Source organism: Catellatospora tritici, assembly GCF_019083965.1.
Lineage (GTDB): Bacteria > Actinomycetota > Actinomycetes > Mycobacteriales > Micromonosporaceae > Catellatospora > Catellatospora tritici.
Map to the genome: position 1 here is coordinate 315,512 of NZ_JAHRCY010000004.1, position 17,308 is coordinate 332,819.

20 protein-coding genes are annotated in these 17,308 nt (G+C 70.7%); 16 read left to right on the plus strand and 4 right to left on the minus strand.

Annotated elements, in window-relative coordinates:
- Positions 1-22: 22 nt before the first annotated feature.
- Complete coding sequence (locus KUA19_RS11145) at positions 23-577, plus strand: RNA polymerase sigma factor (protein ID WP_217396335.1); 555 nt, start codon at positions 23-25, stop codon at positions 575-577.
- Positions 567-1,007: a hypothetical protein gene (locus tag KUA19_RS11150; protein WP_217396114.1), complete on the plus strand. Its 441-nt coding sequence runs from the start codon at positions 567-569 to the stop codon at positions 1,005-1,007. The genes KUA19_RS11145 and KUA19_RS11150 overlap by 11 nt, the downstream gene beginning before the upstream one ends.
- 384 nt (positions 1,008-1,391) lie before the next feature.
- Here the strand turns inward: KUA19_RS11150 and KUA19_RS11155 are convergent, their stop codons facing one another.
- Entirely contained in the window at positions 1,392-2,522 is a 1,131-nt protein-coding gene (locus KUA19_RS11155) for a hypothetical protein (RefSeq protein ID WP_217396115.1), read from the minus strand.
- Positions 2,523-2,634: 112 nt separating this feature from the next.
- Here KUA19_RS11155 and KUA19_RS11160 point away from each other — a divergent pair, with 112 nt between their 5' ends.
- The 11 genes from KUA19_RS11160 (at position 2,635) to KUA19_RS11210 (ending at position 11,733) form a co-directional block, all read left to right on the plus strand.
- On the plus strand, positions 2,635-3,816 hold the full coding sequence (locus KUA19_RS11160) for a DUF6891 domain-containing protein (RefSeq protein WP_217396116.1): 1,182 nt from the start codon (positions 2,635-2,637) through the stop codon (positions 3,814-3,816).
- Positions 3,817-3,895: 79 nt separating this feature from the next.
- Positions 3,896-4,594: a M15 family metallopeptidase gene (locus KUA19_RS11165; RefSeq protein WP_254549189.1), complete on the plus strand. Its 699-nt coding sequence runs from the start codon at positions 3,896-3,898 to the stop codon at positions 4,592-4,594.
- A gap of 58 nt (positions 4,595-4,652) precedes the next feature.
- Positions 4,653-5,318: an alpha/beta fold hydrolase gene (locus tag KUA19_RS11170; RefSeq protein WP_217396117.1), complete on the plus strand. Its 666-nt coding sequence runs from the start codon at positions 4,653-4,655 to the stop codon at positions 5,316-5,318.
- A gap of 122 nt (positions 5,319-5,440) precedes the next feature.
- Positions 5,441-6,043: a hypothetical protein gene (locus KUA19_RS11175; protein WP_217396118.1), complete on the plus strand. Its 603-nt coding sequence runs from the start codon at positions 5,441-5,443 to the stop codon at positions 6,041-6,043.
- Positions 6,040-7,032, plus strand: a complete 993-nt coding sequence (locus KUA19_RS11180) for a tyrosinase family protein (protein ID WP_217396119.1) — start codon at positions 6,040-6,042, stop codon at positions 7,030-7,032. The genes KUA19_RS11175 and KUA19_RS11180 overlap by 4 nt, the downstream gene beginning before the upstream one ends.
- Positions 7,033-7,324: 292 nt before the next feature.
- Positions 7,325-8,134, plus strand: a complete 810-nt coding sequence (locus KUA19_RS11185; protein WP_217396120.1) for an alpha/beta fold hydrolase — start codon at positions 7,325-7,327, stop codon at positions 8,132-8,134.
- Between the two features lie 230 nt (positions 8,135-8,364).
- Complete coding sequence (locus tag KUA19_RS11190; RefSeq protein ID WP_217396121.1) at positions 8,365-8,607, plus strand: hypothetical protein; 243 nt, start codon at positions 8,365-8,367, stop codon at positions 8,605-8,607.
- A 37-nt stretch (positions 8,608-8,644) separates the two neighbouring features.
- Positions 8,645-9,127: a GNAT family N-acetyltransferase gene (locus tag KUA19_RS11195; RefSeq protein WP_217396122.1), complete on the plus strand. Its 483-nt coding sequence runs from the start codon at positions 8,645-8,647 to the stop codon at positions 9,125-9,127.
- An 88-nt stretch (positions 9,128-9,215) separates the two neighbouring features.
- Positions 9,216-10,415: a hypothetical protein gene (locus KUA19_RS11200; RefSeq protein ID WP_217396123.1), complete on the plus strand. Its 1,200-nt coding sequence runs from the start codon at positions 9,216-9,218 to the stop codon at positions 10,413-10,415.
- A 179-nt stretch (positions 10,416-10,594) separates the two neighbouring features.
- Entirely contained in the window at positions 10,595-10,762 is a 168-nt protein-coding gene (locus KUA19_RS11205; protein WP_217396124.1) for a hypothetical protein, read from the plus strand.
- The gene (locus KUA19_RS11210) at positions 10,762-11,733 is read left to right on the plus strand and encodes a golvesin C-terminal-like domain-containing protein (RefSeq protein WP_217396125.1); all 972 of its coding nucleotides are present in this window, start codon (positions 10,762-10,764) and stop codon (positions 11,731-11,733) included. Before KUA19_RS11205 ends, KUA19_RS11210 begins: the two co-directional genes overlap by 1 nt.
- Before the next feature lie 147 nt (positions 11,734-11,880).
- Here the strand turns inward: KUA19_RS11210 and KUA19_RS11215 are convergent, their stop codons facing one another.
- The 3 genes from KUA19_RS11215 to KUA19_RS11225 form a co-directional block, all read right to left on the minus strand.
- Complete coding sequence (locus KUA19_RS11215) at positions 11,881-12,426, minus strand: type 1 glutamine amidotransferase domain-containing protein (RefSeq protein WP_217396126.1); 546 nt, start codon at positions 12,424-12,426, stop codon at positions 11,881-11,883.
- 166 nt (positions 12,427-12,592) lie between these two features.
- The gene (locus tag KUA19_RS11220; RefSeq protein ID WP_217396127.1) at positions 12,593-13,006 is read right to left on the minus strand and encodes an SRPBCC family protein; all 414 of its coding nucleotides are present in this window, start codon (positions 13,004-13,006) and stop codon (positions 12,593-12,595) included.
- Between the two features lie 201 nt (positions 13,007-13,207).
- Positions 13,208-13,945, minus strand: coding sequence for a dienelactone hydrolase family protein (locus KUA19_RS11225; RefSeq protein ID WP_217396128.1), 738 nt, complete (start codon positions 13,943-13,945; stop codon positions 13,208-13,210).
- A gap of 185 nt (positions 13,946-14,130) precedes the next feature.
- Here KUA19_RS11225 and KUA19_RS11230 point away from each other — a divergent pair, with 185 nt between their 5' ends.
- The 3 genes from KUA19_RS11230 (at position 14,131) to KUA19_RS11240 (ending at position 17,218) form a co-directional block, all read left to right on the plus strand.
- On the plus strand, positions 14,131-15,432 hold the full coding sequence (locus tag KUA19_RS11230; RefSeq protein ID WP_217396129.1) for a DUF1800 domain-containing protein: 1,302 nt from the start codon (positions 14,131-14,133) through the stop codon (positions 15,430-15,432).
- An 11-nt stretch (positions 15,433-15,443) separates the two neighbouring features.
- Positions 15,444-16,694 carry a DUF1501 domain-containing protein gene (locus KUA19_RS11235; RefSeq protein WP_217396130.1) on the plus strand — a complete coding sequence of 417 codons (1,251 nt, stop codon included), beginning with the start codon at positions 15,444-15,446 and terminating at the stop codon, positions 16,692-16,694.
- An 89-nt stretch (positions 16,695-16,783) separates the two neighbouring features.
- Positions 16,784-17,218, plus strand: coding sequence for an Rv0361 family membrane protein (locus KUA19_RS11240; protein WP_217396131.1), 435 nt, complete (start codon positions 16,784-16,786; stop codon positions 17,216-17,218).
- Positions 17,219-17,308 lie beyond the last annotated feature (90 nt).

The following is a 17,308-nucleotide window of genomic DNA, read 5'->3' on the forward strand; positions in this document are numbered from 1 at the left end:
CCAGGGATCGCAGGAGACGATGCTGCCCGAACCGGACACGGGCGCGCTGCTGGAACGGGCTGCCGCAGGCGACCAGCAGGCCTGGAACGCGCTGGTCGACGCCTACTCCGGGCTGGTCTGGGCGGTGGCGCGCAGCCACCGCCTGGGTTCGGCCGACGCCGCCGACGTCTTCCAGGCCACCTGGCTGCGCCTGGTCGAGCACCTGGGCGCCATCCGCGAACCGGACCGGCTGGGCTCCTGGCTGGCCACCACGGCCCGGCGCGAGGCGCTGGCGGTGCTGCGCCGGGCCGGGCGGGACCTGCCCGTCGGGGACCTGACCACGCTGGAGCCGCGCGACACCGTCGGCGACGCGCCCGACCACGACCTGCTGCGCCGCGAGCGCGACCGTGCCCTGTGGCAGGCCGTACGTGAGCTGCCCGCGCAGTGCCAGGCGGTGCTGCGGCTGCTGCTGCTCGACCCACCACCCAGCTACGCCGAGGTCAGCGCGGCCTTGGACATACCCATCGGCAGCATCGGCCCCACGAGAGCACGCTGCCTGGACCATCTCCGCAGGAGGCTGAGCAGCGATGCCGCATGACCACGACCGTAACCCGACCGAACTGCGTGGGCTGGCCTCGCGGATGGACCCCGTGCCGACGCACCTGCTGACGATGGCGAAGGAGGCGCTGTCCTGGCGCGACACCGACGCCGCGCTCGCGCAACTGGTCAAGCAGGTGGAACTGGCGGGCGTCCGTGGCGACACCCCGCCGGACCTGTTCACGTTCACCGCGGGCGACCTGACCATCGAGGTCGAGGCGGCCGTCACCGGCGCCACGGTCGCGTTGACCGGGCAGCTCGTGCCGCCCCAGCGCGCCCGCATCCGGGTCGACCACGCCGACGGCCCCACCTGGGTCGACGCCGACGCGTTGGGTCGCTTCTGCGCGACTGGTGTCGCGCGGGGGCACCTGCGGCTCTGCTGCTACCCCCAGGACGACGGACCGGTCCAGACGTCCTGGACGCTCATCTGACCGCTGCCGCCCATACGCCGATCCCGGCCCCCGGTCCACGGCACCGGCCTGAACCCAGGCCGGTCTCGCCGCCGGGGCCGACTCGCGTGCGCCTGTGTCTCCACCCGCTCGTCACCCGGCGCCGGTCGCGCCGGGACGGCACGGCCGACCGGACCGTGCGTCGTCGCGTCGAGGTGGAACACGGGCGCTCCTGTGTCGTGATGGGACCGCTACTACAGAATAGAGAGGCATCGAGCAGCGGTGATACCCCGGACGATCGTCGCAAGGACGACTGTGCGGCCACGGTAGCCCGAACGGAGGAAGGCCTCCCGAAACCGGGAGGCCTTCCGTATCATTCGGCGCCCTCGCCGATGCCGAACCTGGTCAGCGGATCCGCGACAGTGGTCAGCGGATCCGCGACAGGTTGATGGCGGGCAGCGCGGGCGCCGCGTTCATCCGCAGAAGGTCGACCTGGACCCGCAGGGCCTGTCCCGGCTGCAGCCACGGCACCACCGGCTTGACCTTGGACAGGTCGCCCTTTTCCCACCGGTCGGAGACGGCGCGGCTCGCCTCCTCCAGGGCGACCTGGACCATGCCCGGGTCGAACTGGTGGTTCTGCCCGAGCGCCCCCGCCGGGGCAAGCACCGGCAGCAGCGCCATCGCCTGCTCGAACAGGTACGGCCGGAAGCGCCGCTCGTCCTCCCACGCCAGCTTGATCGGCTTCATCTGGTTGGCCGCCATGACGTTGACGTACGCCGGGTCGATGGCCTTGACGTACGTCGTCAGCTGCGACACGTTCCAGTTGCGGACCAGCTCGTAGCCGTACACCTGCTTGCTGGTGAGCAGCCCCAGGTAGAACTGCTCGCCGGCGGCGCCCGGGTTGTGGATCGTGGTGCCGAACTGCAGGATGGCGGCCTGCTCCGCGGCGACCGCCGCCCCGCCCGCCCCGAACGGTCCCGCCGGCGCTGCCGGTACGGCAGGCAGCGGCATGAGGTTCGCGGTCGGGTGCACCGCGAAAGGCGCGCCCGCGCCGTAGGCGGCGTAGATCGGCGCGTACGTGGCGATCCAGTTGTTGATCGTCGCCAGGGCCTGCGCGGGCAGGGCGTGCGCGCCCCCGACCAGCGCGGGGAAGTTGTTGGCGTTGCCGCCGGGCGCGAAGATGGTCGCCAGATCGCGCACGTACAGCTTGAACGTGTCGTACTCGGCGATGATCTTCTGGTTGCCGAGGTCGCCGACCGGGGTGGCCTTGGACAGCGCGGCGGCCGCCGCGACCTTCGGGTTCAGCGCGTTGTTCACCTCGAACAGCAGGTTGTCCAGGATGTCCTCGGGCCCGGCGGCGTTGTGTCGGATGGTGATGGTGTTCGTGGCGCTGTCGTAGTCCGGTCGCACCCCGCCCGCGGCGATCGTGCCGTCGACGACGATGTTGACCTGCGGCGCGGCTCCTGGCCAGACGGCTGCGAGCAGGTGTACCTGCAGTGCGGCCGTGGTCGCGCTGGCGCCCACGTTGTACTGGTTGATGGCGGGCTGGTAGTTCATGCGGCTCTCCTCTGGTTTGGTGCCCTGTGCCAGACAGAGCCCCCGGAGCCGGGTGCTGATACGTCGTGCACCGGACGTATCAGCCGGGCGCGCTGCTGCTACGTTGCCCGGCGTGCCACTCGAAGATGCCGAAGTACAGCTCGCGGCCCACCACGTCCGTTGGCAGGTCGCCCTCGGCAGTCAGACCTGTACCCGGATCGTCACCGGCGTGACGGAATTCCTGCACGGCAAAGCCGAACCCGCCGAACTGCGCGCGCTGGCGTGGCGCCTGGTCGGTCCGGCCTTTGCCGCGCATCTGGCGGAGCAGGACAGGTGGCCTGAACGGACCGACGCGGACCGGCTCACGGACGCCTTCCGCACCCTCGACATGTCCGGGATCGTGGCCCGGGAGGACTTCGCCTGCTGCCAGAACTGCGGCACGACCGAGATCGCGGACGAGCGGGGCAAGGACCAGGCAGCCCGGGGCTACGTGTTCTACCACGCCCAGGATGCCGAGCGCATGGCCGACGGCGGCAGCCTGTGGCTGGCGTTCGGTGGGTTCGCCGAACTGCCGGACGAGCAGATCGGCGTGGAGATCGCCGCGGCGCTGCGAGCCGAAGGGCTCCAGGTCGACTGGGACGGCTCGGCCGGCCGTCGCATCCACGTCCGGCTGGACTGGAAACGCCGCAGGTTCGGGCGGTTGGCCGCCCATGTCGCGTACGACCCGGCGGAGCCCGAGGTGACGGCCACGATCGACCTGGGCCGCCGCGTCCGCAGTCTCGACCCGATGCCGGTCACCGCCCTCGCCGCCATCGAACTGCCCTGGCTGCCGACCGGCGCCACGCTGGAGGTCGAGGCGTACGGCAGTACGCAGCGGATCACGCGCGACGGGCACCGCCTGCTCGCCGGCGACCGGGCCACGGGCCGGTTCGATGGGTTGCGGCTGCTGCGCGGGGACGACGTCCCGGGCGTGCCGAACGAATCCGGCATCCTCGACGTGACCTACGAAGCCCTACCCAGCGGTCCCATCGTCGGTCAGGGACAGCCGATGACCTCGGCCGAGGTCATCGACGTGCTGCGGCGCCTGCCGACTCGGACCGGGTCCTGGCTGTCGGCGTCGAGTCCGAGCGGTGCCGTCGTTCAGCTGAGCTGCGACGACGGGCGCCTGTGGCTGGAGACCCCTCACCCGGAGGACGCCACGGCGACCGGTAAGCATGCGACGCTGGTCGAGGCCGAACGGATGCTCACAATCCTGGCGGCGGAGGACCGTTCCGCGGTCGCCGAGCTGGACGGCGTCACGCGCCAGCCATGGTGACCGGAACACCGGCGGTGTGAACGGGATGTGAGCGTTCGCGCTCATGCCGGGCTAACGCCGACTGCGGTGAGCTGTGCTCATGACCGAACTGCTGACCAGCCCGCCCGCGCCTGCCGTCGCCCAGTCACCGATGATCCTGCTGTCCGACCCGCGTATCGCGGCTGTTCCCCTGGGTGACAACGGCGAGTGCCTGGTCGACCTGCGTGAGGTGCCGGGACTGCTGGTGGATGGACGGCTGGCCGACGCGGCCGGGGCCTATGCCCACCTGCGCGAAGGCACCGTCGAGCGGCTGCTGCGGGCGCAGCGGACCCTGCCCGGCGGGCTGCGGTTGCTCGTCATCGAGGCGTACCGGCCGCTGCGGCTGCAGACCGCCTACTTCGAGCAGTACCGCGAGCAGCTGCGCGAGGTCCGCCCCGACTGGGACGACGCCCGCCTGCACGTCGAAGCCAGCAAGTACGTCTCGCCGCCGCAGGTCGCCCCGCACAGCACCGGCGGCACCGTCGACCTGACCCTGTGCACCGAGGACGGCGTCGAGCTCGACCTCGGCACCGAGGTCAACGCGACCCCGCTGGCCAGCCAGGACGCCTGCTTCACCGCGTCGCCTCGGGTGTCGGCGCAGGCCCGCCGCAACCGGGAGATCCTGTCCACCGCGCTGCGCGGAGCGGGACTGGTCAACTACCCCACCGAGTGGTGGCACTGGTCCTACGGCGACCGCTACTGGGCGCTCACCACCCGTGCCGAGCGCACCTGCTACGGACCGGTCGACCTGCCCCGGTAGCGGCGGCGTCGCCCCACGCGGTGGTGTCTACGCCGCCGCAAACGGGTATCAGTAGAGGATGACCACGTTCGTACTGATTCACGGGGCCGGAGACGTCGGCTGGTACTGGCACCTGGTGGAGGCCGAGTTGCGCGCCCGGGGCCACGACACCGTGGCACCGGACCTGCCCTGCGAGGACGACAGCGCCGGTCTGCCGGAGTACGCCGACACGGTCGCGGCGGCGGTCGGCGACCGCAGAGACCTGGTCGTGGTGGGGCAGTCGCTGGGCGGATTCACCGCCCCGCTGGTCTGCACCCGCCTGCCGGTACGCCAGCTCGTCCTGGTGGCACCGATGATCCCCGCACCCGCGGAGGCACCCGCCGAATACTGGACCGCCACCGAGTACGCCCGCCAGGCGCACGAGCAGTACGACGACCCGATCGACCTCTTCTACCACGACGTGCCGGCGCAACTGGCCGCCGAGGCGTTGCGCCGCGGCCGGACCCAGTCCGAGGCACGACTCGGTGAACCGACGCCGATGACGGTCTGGCCCGACGTGCCGACCCGGGTGCTGATCGGCCACCGGGACCGGATGTTCCCGCCCGCCTACCTGCGCCGCGTCGCCCAGGACCGTCTGGGCAGGACACCGGACGAGATCGACACCGCGCACACCCCGGCCCTCAGCCGCCCCACCGAACTCGCCACCCGCCTCGACGAGTACGCCCGCCACGCGCACACCCACTGATCCGGTCGACCCGGCCGTCGGATGTCCGAATGCCGTCGCGTCGTTGCCCCCGCGTGGGCGCGGTGACACAGTGCGGTGGCCCCGCGTATGAGCGGGGATCGCGGTAGGACGGTGGAGGAACAGTGAGTTTTGTCAGGGATGAGGGCGGCGGCGGGTCCACCGACTTCACGGCCGCGCTGCGGGCCGGGGGCTACGGGTTGCCCGATCCTTCGACCGCCGGGCATGGCCACAGCCACGGCACGAACGGGGTGTCGTCGTCGGTGCGCACGGCCGTGCACAACGGGCACGAGATCCGCATCGAGACGACGTACGCGATCACGATCGACGGCAAACCGCTGGAGGGCGGCCTGGAGGTGTTGGACAACGGCGCCGTGCACTACCACGGCCTGCCGCAGTACGCGCTGCCGTCGGCGATCGACCTGTGCAAGCGGGTCCTGGACTACTTCGGCACCCAGCCCCCGGCCATAGACGAGCTGGGCTGCCTGGTCGGCGAGCACAGCGACTGCTGCGCCTGCCCTCCGGGCGAGACCCACGCCGACGGACACGAGCACGCCGACGGACACGAGCACGCTGACGGACACGAGCACGCCGAGGGCCACGACCACGCCGACGGACACGACCACGCCGAGGGCCACGAGCACGCCGCACCGCAGCCCCAGGTGGAGCAGCACGACCACGAGCACGAGCACGAGCACGGCCACGAGCATGGGGAGGACCACCGGTGACCGCCGTACGCGCCAACATCCAGACCTCCGACAGCGCCCGGCAGAAGTTCCTGGCCGGGGTCGTCGCGCTCAACGCCGAGCAGTCCGGCTACACCACCTCTCAGCTCAACCAGCTGCTCGCGCCGTCCATCCCGGGCTTCCGCCTGTACGGCGTGGACCAGCAGCTGACCACCTGGGACCTGTTCGTGCTGTGGCACTTCGTGTCCATGCAGATGCCCAGCAACCCGTCGCGGCCCATGCGCAACCTGGCCCACGGCGGCCCGATCTTCCTGCCCTGGCACCGGATGTTCCTGCTGCGCCTGGAGCAGCAGCTCCAGCGGGTCACCGGCGACGCCGAGGCCGGGCTGCCGTACTGGGACTGGACCGCCGACGGCGGCCTGCCAGCCGAGCAGCAGCACGCCAGCTCGCTGTGGGGCGAGGCGGGCCTGGGCGAGTCGCGCGGTGACGTGGTCAGCGGCGCGCTGAGCCCGTTCCGGGTGCGGCTGGTCGGCCACGGCACGCAGTTGTGGTCGATCGCGCCCCGGCCGCTGCAGCGCGCGGCGGGCACCGACGCCGGGGTGCCGGGCCTGCCCACCCCCGACGACGCCAAGTGGGCGCTGGAGGAGAACCTCGCCTACGACAGCCTGCCCTGGGACGTCAGTTCCGACGGGTTCCGCAACCGGGTGGAGGGGTGGATCGACCCGCGCCGTCCGCAGCAGGCGGGCAGTCCGCAGATGCACAACCGGGTGCACGTGTGGGTCGGCGGGGACATGGGGCCGGGCAGCTCGCCCAACGACCCGCTGTTCTACCTCAACCACTGCAACATCGACCGGCTGTGGGAGGCGTGGCTGGCCCGGGGCGGCCGCGTGTACCTGCCGGGCGCGAGCGACGAACAGGTGCCGTCGGGTCAGGGGCTCAACGACACCATGGTGACGCTGCTGGGGGAGCCGCTGCGCCCGGCCGACGTGCTGGACGCGTCGGCCTGGTACAGCTACGACACCACGGCCTAGCGTTCCGCCTCCGAGCGGGCCGTACCGGAAGCACTGTGCTTCCGGTACGGCCCGCTCGCGCGTTCTCTACGGGAGCGTCTCGTCGAGGGGACAGGGTGCGCCGATATAGCATTCACCGTCATACCATTGCAACGCTCAGTGCGATTTTCGTTGCATTAAGATCAAGGTAGTTGCAACGAAAATATCAAATCTAGCTGGAGAAACACGGCATTTCAGCAACGAACGTGTTGCTAGATTATTGAAGGCAACGTAGCGTTTCCGTTATCAGAAACAACGAGAGCGGGAGTGCGCGATGCGGAACATGTGGACCGGCATGGTCGAGATCGACGACACGGCCCTGGCCGTCACCGACCCCGGAGGTGACGGCCTGCCCGTGGTGTACCTGAACGGCCAGTTCGCCACCCAGGGTTACTGGCGGCGAGTCATCGCCGAACTGGGGCCGGGATGGCGGCACATCACCTACGACGAGCGGGCGCGCGGCAGGAGGTCGAAGACCTCGGCGGACTACTCCTTCGAGGCCGCCGTCCGGGATGTCGACGCAGTGCTCGCGGCCAGGGGAGTGGACCGGGCACTGGTGGTGGGCTGGTCGTACGGGGCGGTCGTGGCGGCGCACTGGGCCGACCGGAACCCGGAGCGGACCGTGGGCGCGGTCATGGTGGACGGCGCGTTCCCCCACGACTGGCTCGACGAGGCCATGGAGCAGCGGATCCGCATGCTGTTCAAGCGGATCGGCTGGTTCTCGCCGCTGCTGCGCCCGACCGGCCTGGTCCCGCGGATGACCGCCGCGCAGCAGGCTGAGAGCAACATCGAGCTCGGCAAGCTCTCCCGCGAGAGCGCGCTGGGCCCGGTGCTGGACGCCATCGCCGTCCCGGCGCGATATGTAATCGCCTCGGGCACCTCCTTCGGCAGCCGCAGTGACGAGCAGGAGCGGATCCGCGCGAGCCTCGACCGGGTGACCGTTCGCAACCCGAACATCGCGATCAGTGCGAAGGTCGCCAGTAATCACGGCGCGATCCTGCGCAAGGACGCCTCGGCCATCGCCGCGGCGGTGCGCGAGGTCGGCGCTCTGGACGGGAAGGGCGTGGCTCGGCCGCAGAACTGACGGTCGACAGCTCGTGTGGACGTGGGGCGGACGCCTGTCGGTGTCCGCCCCACGCGTGTCGGAGCGCGACGGACGTCACGGTCGACGATACCCCCCGGGGGTACTATCGTCGGGTCGACGGCGCGGTGGCGCGCCGGACGGGACTTTTCGGGGTACCGTCACAAATGATGATCATGGTCAGTGAGGTGCGACGATGACACACCAGCACGCGGCCCACGGTCCGGCCTCCGTTGATCACGGCCATCACGCCGGGCACGACGATCAAGCAGAACCTGTTCTGGGCCGCGATCTACAACCTGCTCGCCATCCCGGTGGCGGCGGGAGTGCTCTACCCGAGCCTGGGCCTGCTGCCGCAACCGCAGTGGGCGGCCCTGCTCATGAGCGCGTCAACCATCATCGTCATCTTCAACGCGCTGCTGCTGCGCCGCCACAACCCGCCCGCCCGGCCCGCCGCCGCACCGGCCGCAGGCTGACGGCCGAGCGCGGCGGCGCCTCCGATAGGGTCGGCGCGTGCGACTGCAGCAGCTCGGGGCCGAGCACCTGGCCGCCGTCCTCGAGTTCGAGACGGTCAACCGCGCGCACTTCGCGGCCACGATCGCCGACCGGGGCGACGAGTTCTTCGCCGACTATCCCGCCCGCCACCAGGCGCTGCTGCGCATGCAGGTGGCGGGCACCGACCTGTTCCACGTGCTGATGACCGACGAGGGCGCGGTCGCGGGTCGGGTCAACCTGGTCGACATCAGCGACGGGGAGGCGGAGCTCGGCTACCGCGTCGGCCGCGACTTCGCCGGTCGAGGCCTGGCCACCCGGTCCGTCGGCCAGGTGTGCGAGCTCGCGGAAACCGTGTACGGCCTCAGCCGCCTGCGGGCCGAGACCGCGTTGACCAATCACGCCTCTCGCAAGGTGCTGCTGCACAACGGGTTCGGCCTCGTCGCCGCCACCGGCACCAGCCTTTTGTTCCGTCTTGAGCTGCGGCGGCGCACTCGGCCCTGACCGTGCTGGGCGGGGTCCGCGACGGTTGAACATAGAGATCAATGAGCGTATGGTGCACTCTCTGTCTCAATCGGGGAGGTTTTCCACGGTGTCCATACGCAACAGGGTCTTTGTCGGGCTGGTGGCGGGGGCGACGCTCGTGGCCACGCTGGTGACCGCACCCAGCGCCCAGGCCGCGGCCGCACCGACCACACTGCCCAACAGCCAGTTCACCCTGGCCGCCAACTACCACCAGTACGACGCCCTCAACACCGCGCTCGTCGGCATCCTGGGCACGGCGGCGGTGCACACGGTCATGGACAACGCCAACCACGACCGCACCGGCATCACCGACTCTCTCGGCATCGCCGGCTACAACGGCGGCTTCAAGTTCGACTCGGGTGACGACGGCGACTGCGCGAACTACCCGCAGGGCATCACCACCAGCCGCGACGCGGTCGGCACCGCCAACAGCGGCAACTACGACGGCCACCAGTTGGTCGTGGTCAGCTGGTACACCAAGGACAGCTGCGGCGGGGCGCAGGAGCGCAGCCGGATCACGCTGGTCGACTGGGACGCCACGTACCCGAACAAGTACCGCAAGGTGCTGCTGGTCGAGCCGACCGGCACCACGGCGGCGCCGAACTTCCGCGACATCCCGATCCACGCGGGCGGCGTGTCCTGGTACGGCGACTACCTGTACGTCGCCGACACCGGCCGGGGCATGCGGGTGTTCGACATGCGCAAGATCCTCAAGACCGACACCGGCGGCACCGCCGACCAGATCGGCCGGGTGAACGCCACCACCTACTACGCCCACAACTACGCCTACGTGCTGCCGCAGATCGGCACGATCACCGCGAGCACCGCCTCGGGCGTCACGGCGCTGGCCTGGTCGTCGATCTCGCTGGACCGGGTGAGCAAGTCGATCGTGATGACCGAGTACACCTGCCAGTCCGGCTGCACCGACTACCCGAACCGGGCGCCGCGGGCGATCCGGTTCCCGTTCGCCTCGGGCGCGACCACGTTCGCCGCGTCCACCACCGCGTCGCAGGCGCTGCAGCTGCCCTGGTACAAGCTCAACGGCGTCGCCTCGCACAACAACCGCTGGTGGTTCAACTCCTCCGGGTCCAAGCAGCTCTACTACTGGACCCCGGCTGACGGTTCGCGCACCTTCGCCTGGGTCGGCGGCGGCGAGAGCATCAGCTACTGGGAGGACGACACCAATCCCGACCTGCTGTGGTCACTGCAGGAGACGGTCGGCCACCGCAACGTCTTCAACGTGCTGCAGGCGAGTTACGGCGCCTGACCGCAACCGTCGTGAGGGGGCGGGCATGCCTACGGGCATGTCCGCCCCACGCTGTTCAGGTGAGGGGCAAGAAAGAAAACTTCATACGAAGAAACCACTATGACAACTATCGACATAGATGGGCGTCGCGCCGTATCGTGCTGGCACCGGTTCCACACCTCCCTCGCAAAAGGAGTGCCATGAACCCAAGCCCACCCCGTCAGCTGCCACGCCGCGCCTTCCTCGGCATGCCGGTGCTCGTCGCCGCAGCCGTGACCGTGGCGCCGCAGGCCGCGAACGCCGCGACCGCCGCCGCCGCCAAGCCTCGCGTCGTGGAGTGCGCCGCCGACCTGATGACGGAGTCCTGATGGCCAGCATCCCGTGGCTCGCCGACGTCCTGCGGGCAGAAGGCGTTCCGGTCGTCGAGGAAGGCGACTGGCTCAACCGCAAGGTCACCGGCTCGTTCGACCCGATCGGCGTGCTGTGGCACCACACCGCGGCGTTCTCCAGCGCGAGTAACCCGCACCCGGCGCTCAACACCGTCATCAACGGCCGCTCCGACCTGCAGGGGCCGCTGGCTCAGGCGCTGGTGGACTACAACGGCGTGTTCCACATCATCTCGGCCAACCGGTGCAACCACGCCGGTGCCTCGCGTGGCAGCGGCCCGATCCCGGCCGGTGACGGCAACACCCTGATGATCGGCTGGGAGATCGACTACGGCGGCGACCAGGCCACCGACCAGGCGATGACCGCCGCGCAGTACAACAACTCGCTCAAGGCCACCGCCGCCGTGCTGCGCCGCCTCGGCCGGGACGCCAGCTACGCCCGAGGCCACCGCGAGACCAGCACCACCGGAAAGATCGACCCCTCGTTCATCGACCTCGACGTGATGCGGGCCGACGTCGCCCGCCTGCTGAACCCCACCCCCGGTTGGTCGTCGATCGTCGACAACGCGACCGCGGGCCGGTTCACCGCCTCGACGAACTGGGGCACCTCGACCTACTCGACCACCCGCTACGGCGCGGACTACCGGTACGCCAACCCGGTCAGCGCCAGCGACACCGCCAAGTACAAGTTCGCCATCCCGGCGGCGGGCAACTATCGGGTGGAGGCCTGGTACGCGTCCAACGCGGGCTACAACAACTCGGCCCCGTACATCATGGTCACCAGCGGCGGCAATCAGACCGTCTACGTCGACCAGCGCACCGGTGGCGGTGCTTGGCGCACCCTCGGCACGTTCAACTTCAACGCCGGGGACTTCGACGCGGTCATGGTCAGCCGCTGGACCAGCGGCACCGGCTACGTCATCGCGGACGCGGTCAGACTCACCCAGGTGTGAAATACAGCGTGGGCGGGACCGCGACCCGGCCCGCCCACGCCGTCCTCTCACCGTGGCCGCAGTTTCGGGGAAAGTGCCGGAATCTTGGCCCGCTTTCGAGCAGTTTCCCCGAAACTGCAGCCTCCGCCGCGGCGCAGCGGAGATCGACTAGTGCTTGAGTGAGTCGACGAGTTGGGCGCAGAAGGCGGGCAGGTCGTCGGGCTTGCGGCTGCTGATCAGCGGGAACAGGCCGTTCGTGCACACGGCCAGTTCCTGGTCGGTCCAGTTCGCCCCGGCGTTGCGGTAGTCGGTCGCCATGCTCGGCCATGACGTGATGGTGCGTCCGGTGACGGCGTCGACGTCGATGAGGATCCAGCCGCCGTGGCAGATCACCGCGACCGGTCCGCCGGTGGCCAGGAAACCGCGCACGAACTCGCGCGCGGGCTCCTGCCAGCGCAGCAGATCGCCGTTGGCGACACCACCCGGCAGCACGAGGGCCCGGTACCGGGCCGGATCGGCGTCACCGGCGGTCTCGTCGACGGCGAAGGCGTCGGCGGGCTCCAGGTGGTGATAGGCCTGCACCTTGCCCGGCTCGGGCGACACCAGGCGCGGGGTCGCCCCGGCCTGCTCGACGGCTCGCCAGGGTTCGGTCAGCTCCGCCTGTTCGATGCCTTCCCGGCTCACCAGGAACGCCACCGCGAGTTCGCTGCTCACGGCACACCTCCTCCAACTGGTCCGACCGGTCTGATACCCCGTCGGCGGCCCGCCCCAAACCGGGCCGGAAGGCGGTGCTCGTCCCGGGTGACCTGCCGCGGCGCGAGGACTGGCTGCGTCCAGGCCGGGCGCCGCCGCGCGCGGTCGGGCGTGCTCCGACCGTCGATCAGCCGGGCGAGTGGGCGGCCAGGTGGCGGGCGATCGACTCCAGCGCCTCGTCGAGCGCCTCCTGTATGCCCGGGTGGTCGTCGGCCGCGTCGATCTGGAGGCTGAGCAGGGTGTCCTGCCCACCGCTGCCGGTCATCTTGAGGGCGCCATGATAGGCGGAATGCTCCGGCGAGCCCCAGGTGATCTCGTGGGTGGCGTCGTCGGCGTGGAACCACGCCTGCCCGGAGACCCGCTCCTGCTCGCCGTCGCCGTCGGTGTCGACGGCCGCCGTGGTCTGCACCAGTTCGGGTCCGACCTGCCTGGCGGAGGTGATCTTCGGAAAGTACTCCGGGAGGTTGGCGGGGTCGGCGAGATAGGCGAACGCATCGGTCAGGTCATGGTCGATGCGCTTCTCGGCGTGGTAGGTCGTCATGGCAACTCCTTCGGATCATCCCGACCATAACCAGCATCGGCCGATTCCGTAGGTTTTATGGCTCAAGTTCCGGATCTGCGGAAGTCGCGCGGGGCCCTGCCGTATCGACGGCGAAACAGCCTGACCGGTTGAGCCGGATGTCCGTGCCGACCGGGCAGCGCACGGGAACGCATCCCGTTCGGCGTGGACATCCGGTGGCGGTCAGCTCAGGTGCCGGGCGAGGAAGCGGACCGCGTCCCGCGTTTCGAACTCCGGAACGTCCCCGTGCCCACCCGGGTTGGCGTGCAGGGTCTTCTCCGTGGCGGCGAAGGCGTCGAACAGCGCCAGGGCCTTCTGTCGTGGCACGCGCTCGTCGTCCCACTGCATCACGAACCGCACCGGGACCGTGATCCGAGCAGCGGGCTCGGCCAGCCCCAGCGCGCCGAACAGGCCCAGCACCGCGGCGCGGATGCGCGGTTCGGCCGCGACCAGCGGGACGCCCAGCCCGCAGCCCAGCGACATGCCCAGGTAGCCGACGGGTCCGCCGCCGACGCGGTCGAGTTCGGCGACCGCGTCCAGAACCGAACGCCGCTGCGGGACCGACCGCTCGGCCAGCATGGTGTGCAGCCCGGCGACCAGCTCGAACATGGGCTCGCCCGCCGCCGCGCGGGTCCGCATGTCAGTGAAGGCCCGATCCAGCTCGGGGGTCCTGGGTTGGTCCCCGTGGCCTGGAGCGTCGATCGCCACCGCGGCGAAGCCGAGTTCGGTGACGAAGTCGCGGGCACCGGCCACCACCCGCGGAGACGTCTTGTGCTGCCCACCCCCGTGTCCGATCAGGACCAGAGGCCGGGGACCGGTGGCGGCCTCGGGCGTCCACAGCACGCCGGGGATCTCGCCGAGACTGAAACGCTGTTCGACGACACCGTCCGACGACGTCGAGGAGGTGATGTTGAGGCGCATGGCGTCCACACCCTTCCAGGTGCTTGCGCGGCACCGTCCCCCGCCCGGCCACCGAGCCGATCGGATCGTGCTGCCCCGTCAGGGCCGCGCCGTCGTTCTCGTTCACCCGCGTTTTCTGACAGTTCTTACACTCCCCGTACCTCGTGGGCGGGCCAACCGCCCGGCATCTGGGTACCTTGAGCGCCATGGCAGACCGGAACCTGGCCGCGCACCTGCTGCGCCGGGCGACCTTCGGACCGACCGCGGCCGAGATCGACGCGGCCGCCGGGCGCGCCTACCGCGATGTGGTGGCCGACCTCGTGACCCCGGTGGGCCCTGACGCGGCTCAGCCGTTGCCCGTCTTCGCCGAAGACCCCTACTTCGGCCGCACCGAGAAGCTGACCCGCGAGCAGCGTGCGGCGGCCCGGCGGGCGGCCCGCGAACAGCTGACCCGCCTGTCCGAGGCGTGGCTGGCGCGGATGGCGCGCACCGACCACCGGCTGGCCGAGAAGCTGGTGTTCTTCTGGCACGGCCACTGGGCCACCAGCGCGCAGAAGGTCCAGTCCGCGACCCTGATGGGCCGACAGCTGCAGACCTTCCGGGTGTACGGCCGCGGCGACTTCGCTGTGTTCGCCAAGGCGATGCTGCGTGACCCGGCGCTGATCCTCTGGCTCGACGGGCAGCGCAACACCGTTAAGGGACCCAATGAGAACCTGGCCCGTGAGCTGATGGAGTTGTTCACTCTCGGCGTCGGCGCGTACACCGAGAAGGACGTCAAGGCCGCGGCGCGGGCGCTGACCGGCTGGACGCTCGACCGGGCGCGGGGCGCCGCGGTGTTCCAGGCCAACCGCCACGCCAAGGGCGACCAGACCGTCGTCGGCGGGACCGCCCACGACGCGGATTCCCTGGTCGACGTGCTGTTGGCCCAGCCCGAACACCCGGTGTTCCTCGCCTCCCGGCTGTGGTTCCGGTTCGGCTCGGGCGAGCCGTTGCCGGAGACCACCCGGGACGCGATGGTCGCCGCGTACGGCGTCGGCCGCGACGTGAGCGCCATGCTGACCGCGATGCTCCTCGACGAGCGGTTCATGGCCGCCCGTGGGCAACTGGTCAAGCAGCCGGTCGAGTGGGCCGTCGGCGCGCTGCGGCAGCTCGGCGTCGCTCCCACCGGCAAGTCCGCCACCGCGCTGCTCAACGGGATCCGCCGGATGGGCCAGGTGCCGCTGCGCCCGCCCAGCGTCGGTGGCTGGCCGTCCGGGGCGGCTTGGCTGACCACCTCGTCGCTGCAGACGCGGATGAAGGCGGCCGCGGCGCTGGCCGCCGCCGTCCCCGAGCCGAACCTGGCCGCGCTGGCCAAGGGAAACGCCGACGCGAAGGTGGATGCCGTCGGTCGGCTGCTCGCGGTCGACGCGTGGACCGCCCGGACCCGGGCGGCGCTGGTCGAAGCGGCCGCCCGGCCACCGCGCCTGGTCACTCTCGCGCTGATCAGCCCCGAGTACGCGGTCCACTGAGGAGGAGACCCATGGACGCCGTCACCCGTCGCAAGTTCCTGATCACCTCCGGCGTGGTCGGGGGAGCCGCCCTGGTCGCCGGGGCCGGGGCCTACACGCTGCACGACATCCTCGCCACCGCCGACCACCCGTCGGCCGGGCCCGGTGACCGGACGCTGGTGCTGGTCACCCTGTACGGCGGCAACGACGGCCTGGCCACCGTCATCCCGTACGCCGACCGCGCCTACCGCGACGCCCGCGCCGACCTCGCCTACGACGGCACCGAAGTGCTCCAGCTCGACGCCGAGACCGGCCTCAACCCCGGTCTGAAGGGCCTGAAGGCGCGCTACGACCGCAAGCAGCTGGTCATCGTGCGCGGCGTCGGCTACCCCAAGCCCGACCGCAGCCACTTCCGGTCGATGGACATCTGGCAGACCGCCAACCCGGTGCGCCCGGCCGACACCGGCTGGCTCGGCCGCTGGCTCGACCACGCCGGACGCGACCCGCGCTCGGCGATCTCGCTGGAGCCGGTGCTGCCGCCGGTGCTGGCCGGGGCGAACTGCGCCGGTGCGGCGGTGCCGCTGGGTGGGGTGAGCGTGCCCAAGTCCGTCACCGCCGCCGACCTCAAGGCGCTGGGTGCGGCGTCGGCCGGGGAGCCGGTGCTACAGGCACGGGCGGCGGCCTGCTTCGCCGACCTGATCAGCGTCGACAAGCTTGTCACCGACGCGATGGACGCCGATGACGACGACGCCGACCACGGCGACGACCCGGCCACCGGCACCGGCGGCGCGCAGGCCACCCTGCAGGCGCAGCTGGGCATGGTCGCCGCCTGCGTCGAGGCGGGCGTGATGACGAGGGTGTTCTCGGTCTCGCAGGGCGGGTTCGACTTCCACGCCGGGGAGCGGACCGGCCAGGAGACTCAGCTTCGCACGGTCGACGCCGCTGTCAGCGGGTTCCTGGACCGGATGGCCCGCACCGAACGCGGCCGCAAGGTCGTCGTGGTGATCTACTCGGAGTTCGGCCGTCGGGTGCGCGCCAACTCCGCCGACGGCACGGACCACGGCACCGCCTCCAACGTGCTGATCGCCGGGCCGTCGGTGCGGGGTGGCCGCCTCGTCGGCGACCAGCCGAGCCTCACCGACCTCGACGACGGCGACCTCAAGTTCCACACCGACTTCCGTGACGTGTACGCCGCGATCCTGACCGACGTGCTCGGCGCCGACCCCGGCCCGGTGCTCGACGGGTGGCCGGGCAGGCTTGACGGTCTGCTGCTGAGCGCCTGACCTCAATTGTCCGAACCGGACCGGCGTGGGTGCGCTGGCGGCGCCCCGTTAGGGTGCGGATAGGTGTACGGCTATCCGATGAGGCGGACATGGCGGCGGACTCCGGCGACTCCAGCGGCAACGGCATCTTCTGGTTCCTCGGGTTCGTGGTCCTGCTCATGTGCGTCGGCACCCCGCTGTACGTCGTCTACCGCAACCACACCGACAAGGCGGCGAAGGAGGGCATGACCGTAGCCGCGACGGCGTACCTCGACGCGCTGCGCGAGGGGAAGTACGACGCCGCCTACCAGTGGGTCTGTGGCAGCGAGCGCAAGAAGTACACCCTCGACAAATGGCGTCCCCGACACGACCATCCCGCCGTCACCGGCTACCGGATCGTGAAGCCGCGGGTCGAGGACGTCAACGACGCGGGGACGCTCTACTACGTCGACACCGAGATCACCTACGCCGACGGGGAGACCGTGCCGAAGACCCTGTTCCTGTCCGACGAGCGCGCGGGCTGGCGCGTCTGCTACACCGGCTGAGGATGGACCACTCATCCGACGGCCGGTAGTACGACGTCAGGCGATCTTCACCTGAGCGCGGATCAGCCGAACGTCGCTTTCCCGCGCGGC

What these genes read in the sequence shown, in the direction of transcription:
- KUA19_RS11230 (WP_217396129.1), top strand. Translation starts at nt 14,131, where the DNA reads ATGGCAGACCGGAACCTGGCCGCGCACCTGCTGCGCCGGGCGACCTTC.
- KUA19_RS11240 (WP_217396131.1), top strand. Translation starts at nt 16,784, where the DNA reads ATGGCGGCGGACTCCGGCGACTCCAGCGGCAACGGCATCTTCTGGTTC.
- KUA19_RS11150 (WP_217396114.1), top strand. Translation starts at nt 567, where the DNA reads ATGCCGCATGACCACGACCGTAACCCGACCGAACTGCGTGGGCTGGCC.
- KUA19_RS11210 (WP_217396125.1), top strand. Translation starts at nt 10,762, where the DNA reads ATGGCCAGCATCCCGTGGCTCGCCGACGTCCTGCGGGCAGAAGGCGTT.
- KUA19_RS11225 (WP_217396128.1), bottom strand. Translation starts at nt 13,945, where the DNA reads ATGCGCCTCAACATCACCTCCTCGACGTCGTCGGACGGTGTCGTCGAA.
- KUA19_RS11155 (WP_217396115.1), bottom strand. Translation starts at nt 2,522, where the DNA reads ATGAACTACCAGCCCGCCATCAACCAGTACAACGTGGGCGCCAGCGCG.
- KUA19_RS11235 (WP_217396130.1), top strand. Translation starts at nt 15,444, where the DNA reads ATGGACGCCGTCACCCGTCGCAAGTTCCTGATCACCTCCGGCGTGGTC.
- KUA19_RS11170 (WP_217396117.1), top strand. Translation starts at nt 4,653, where the DNA reads ATGACCACGTTCGTACTGATTCACGGGGCCGGAGACGTCGGCTGGTAC.
- KUA19_RS11165 (WP_254549189.1), top strand. Translation starts at nt 3,896, where the DNA reads ATGACCGAACTGCTGACCAGCCCGCCCGCGCCTGCCGTCGCCCAGTCA.
- KUA19_RS11185 (WP_217396120.1), top strand. Translation starts at nt 7,325, where the DNA reads ATGCGGAACATGTGGACCGGCATGGTCGAGATCGACGACACGGCCCTG.
- KUA19_RS11220 (WP_217396127.1), bottom strand. Translation starts at nt 13,006, where the DNA reads ATGACGACCTACCACGCCGAGAAGCGCATCGACCATGACCTGACCGAT.
- KUA19_RS11205 (WP_217396124.1), top strand. Translation starts at nt 10,595, where the DNA reads ATGAACCCAAGCCCACCCCGTCAGCTGCCACGCCGCGCCTTCCTCGGC.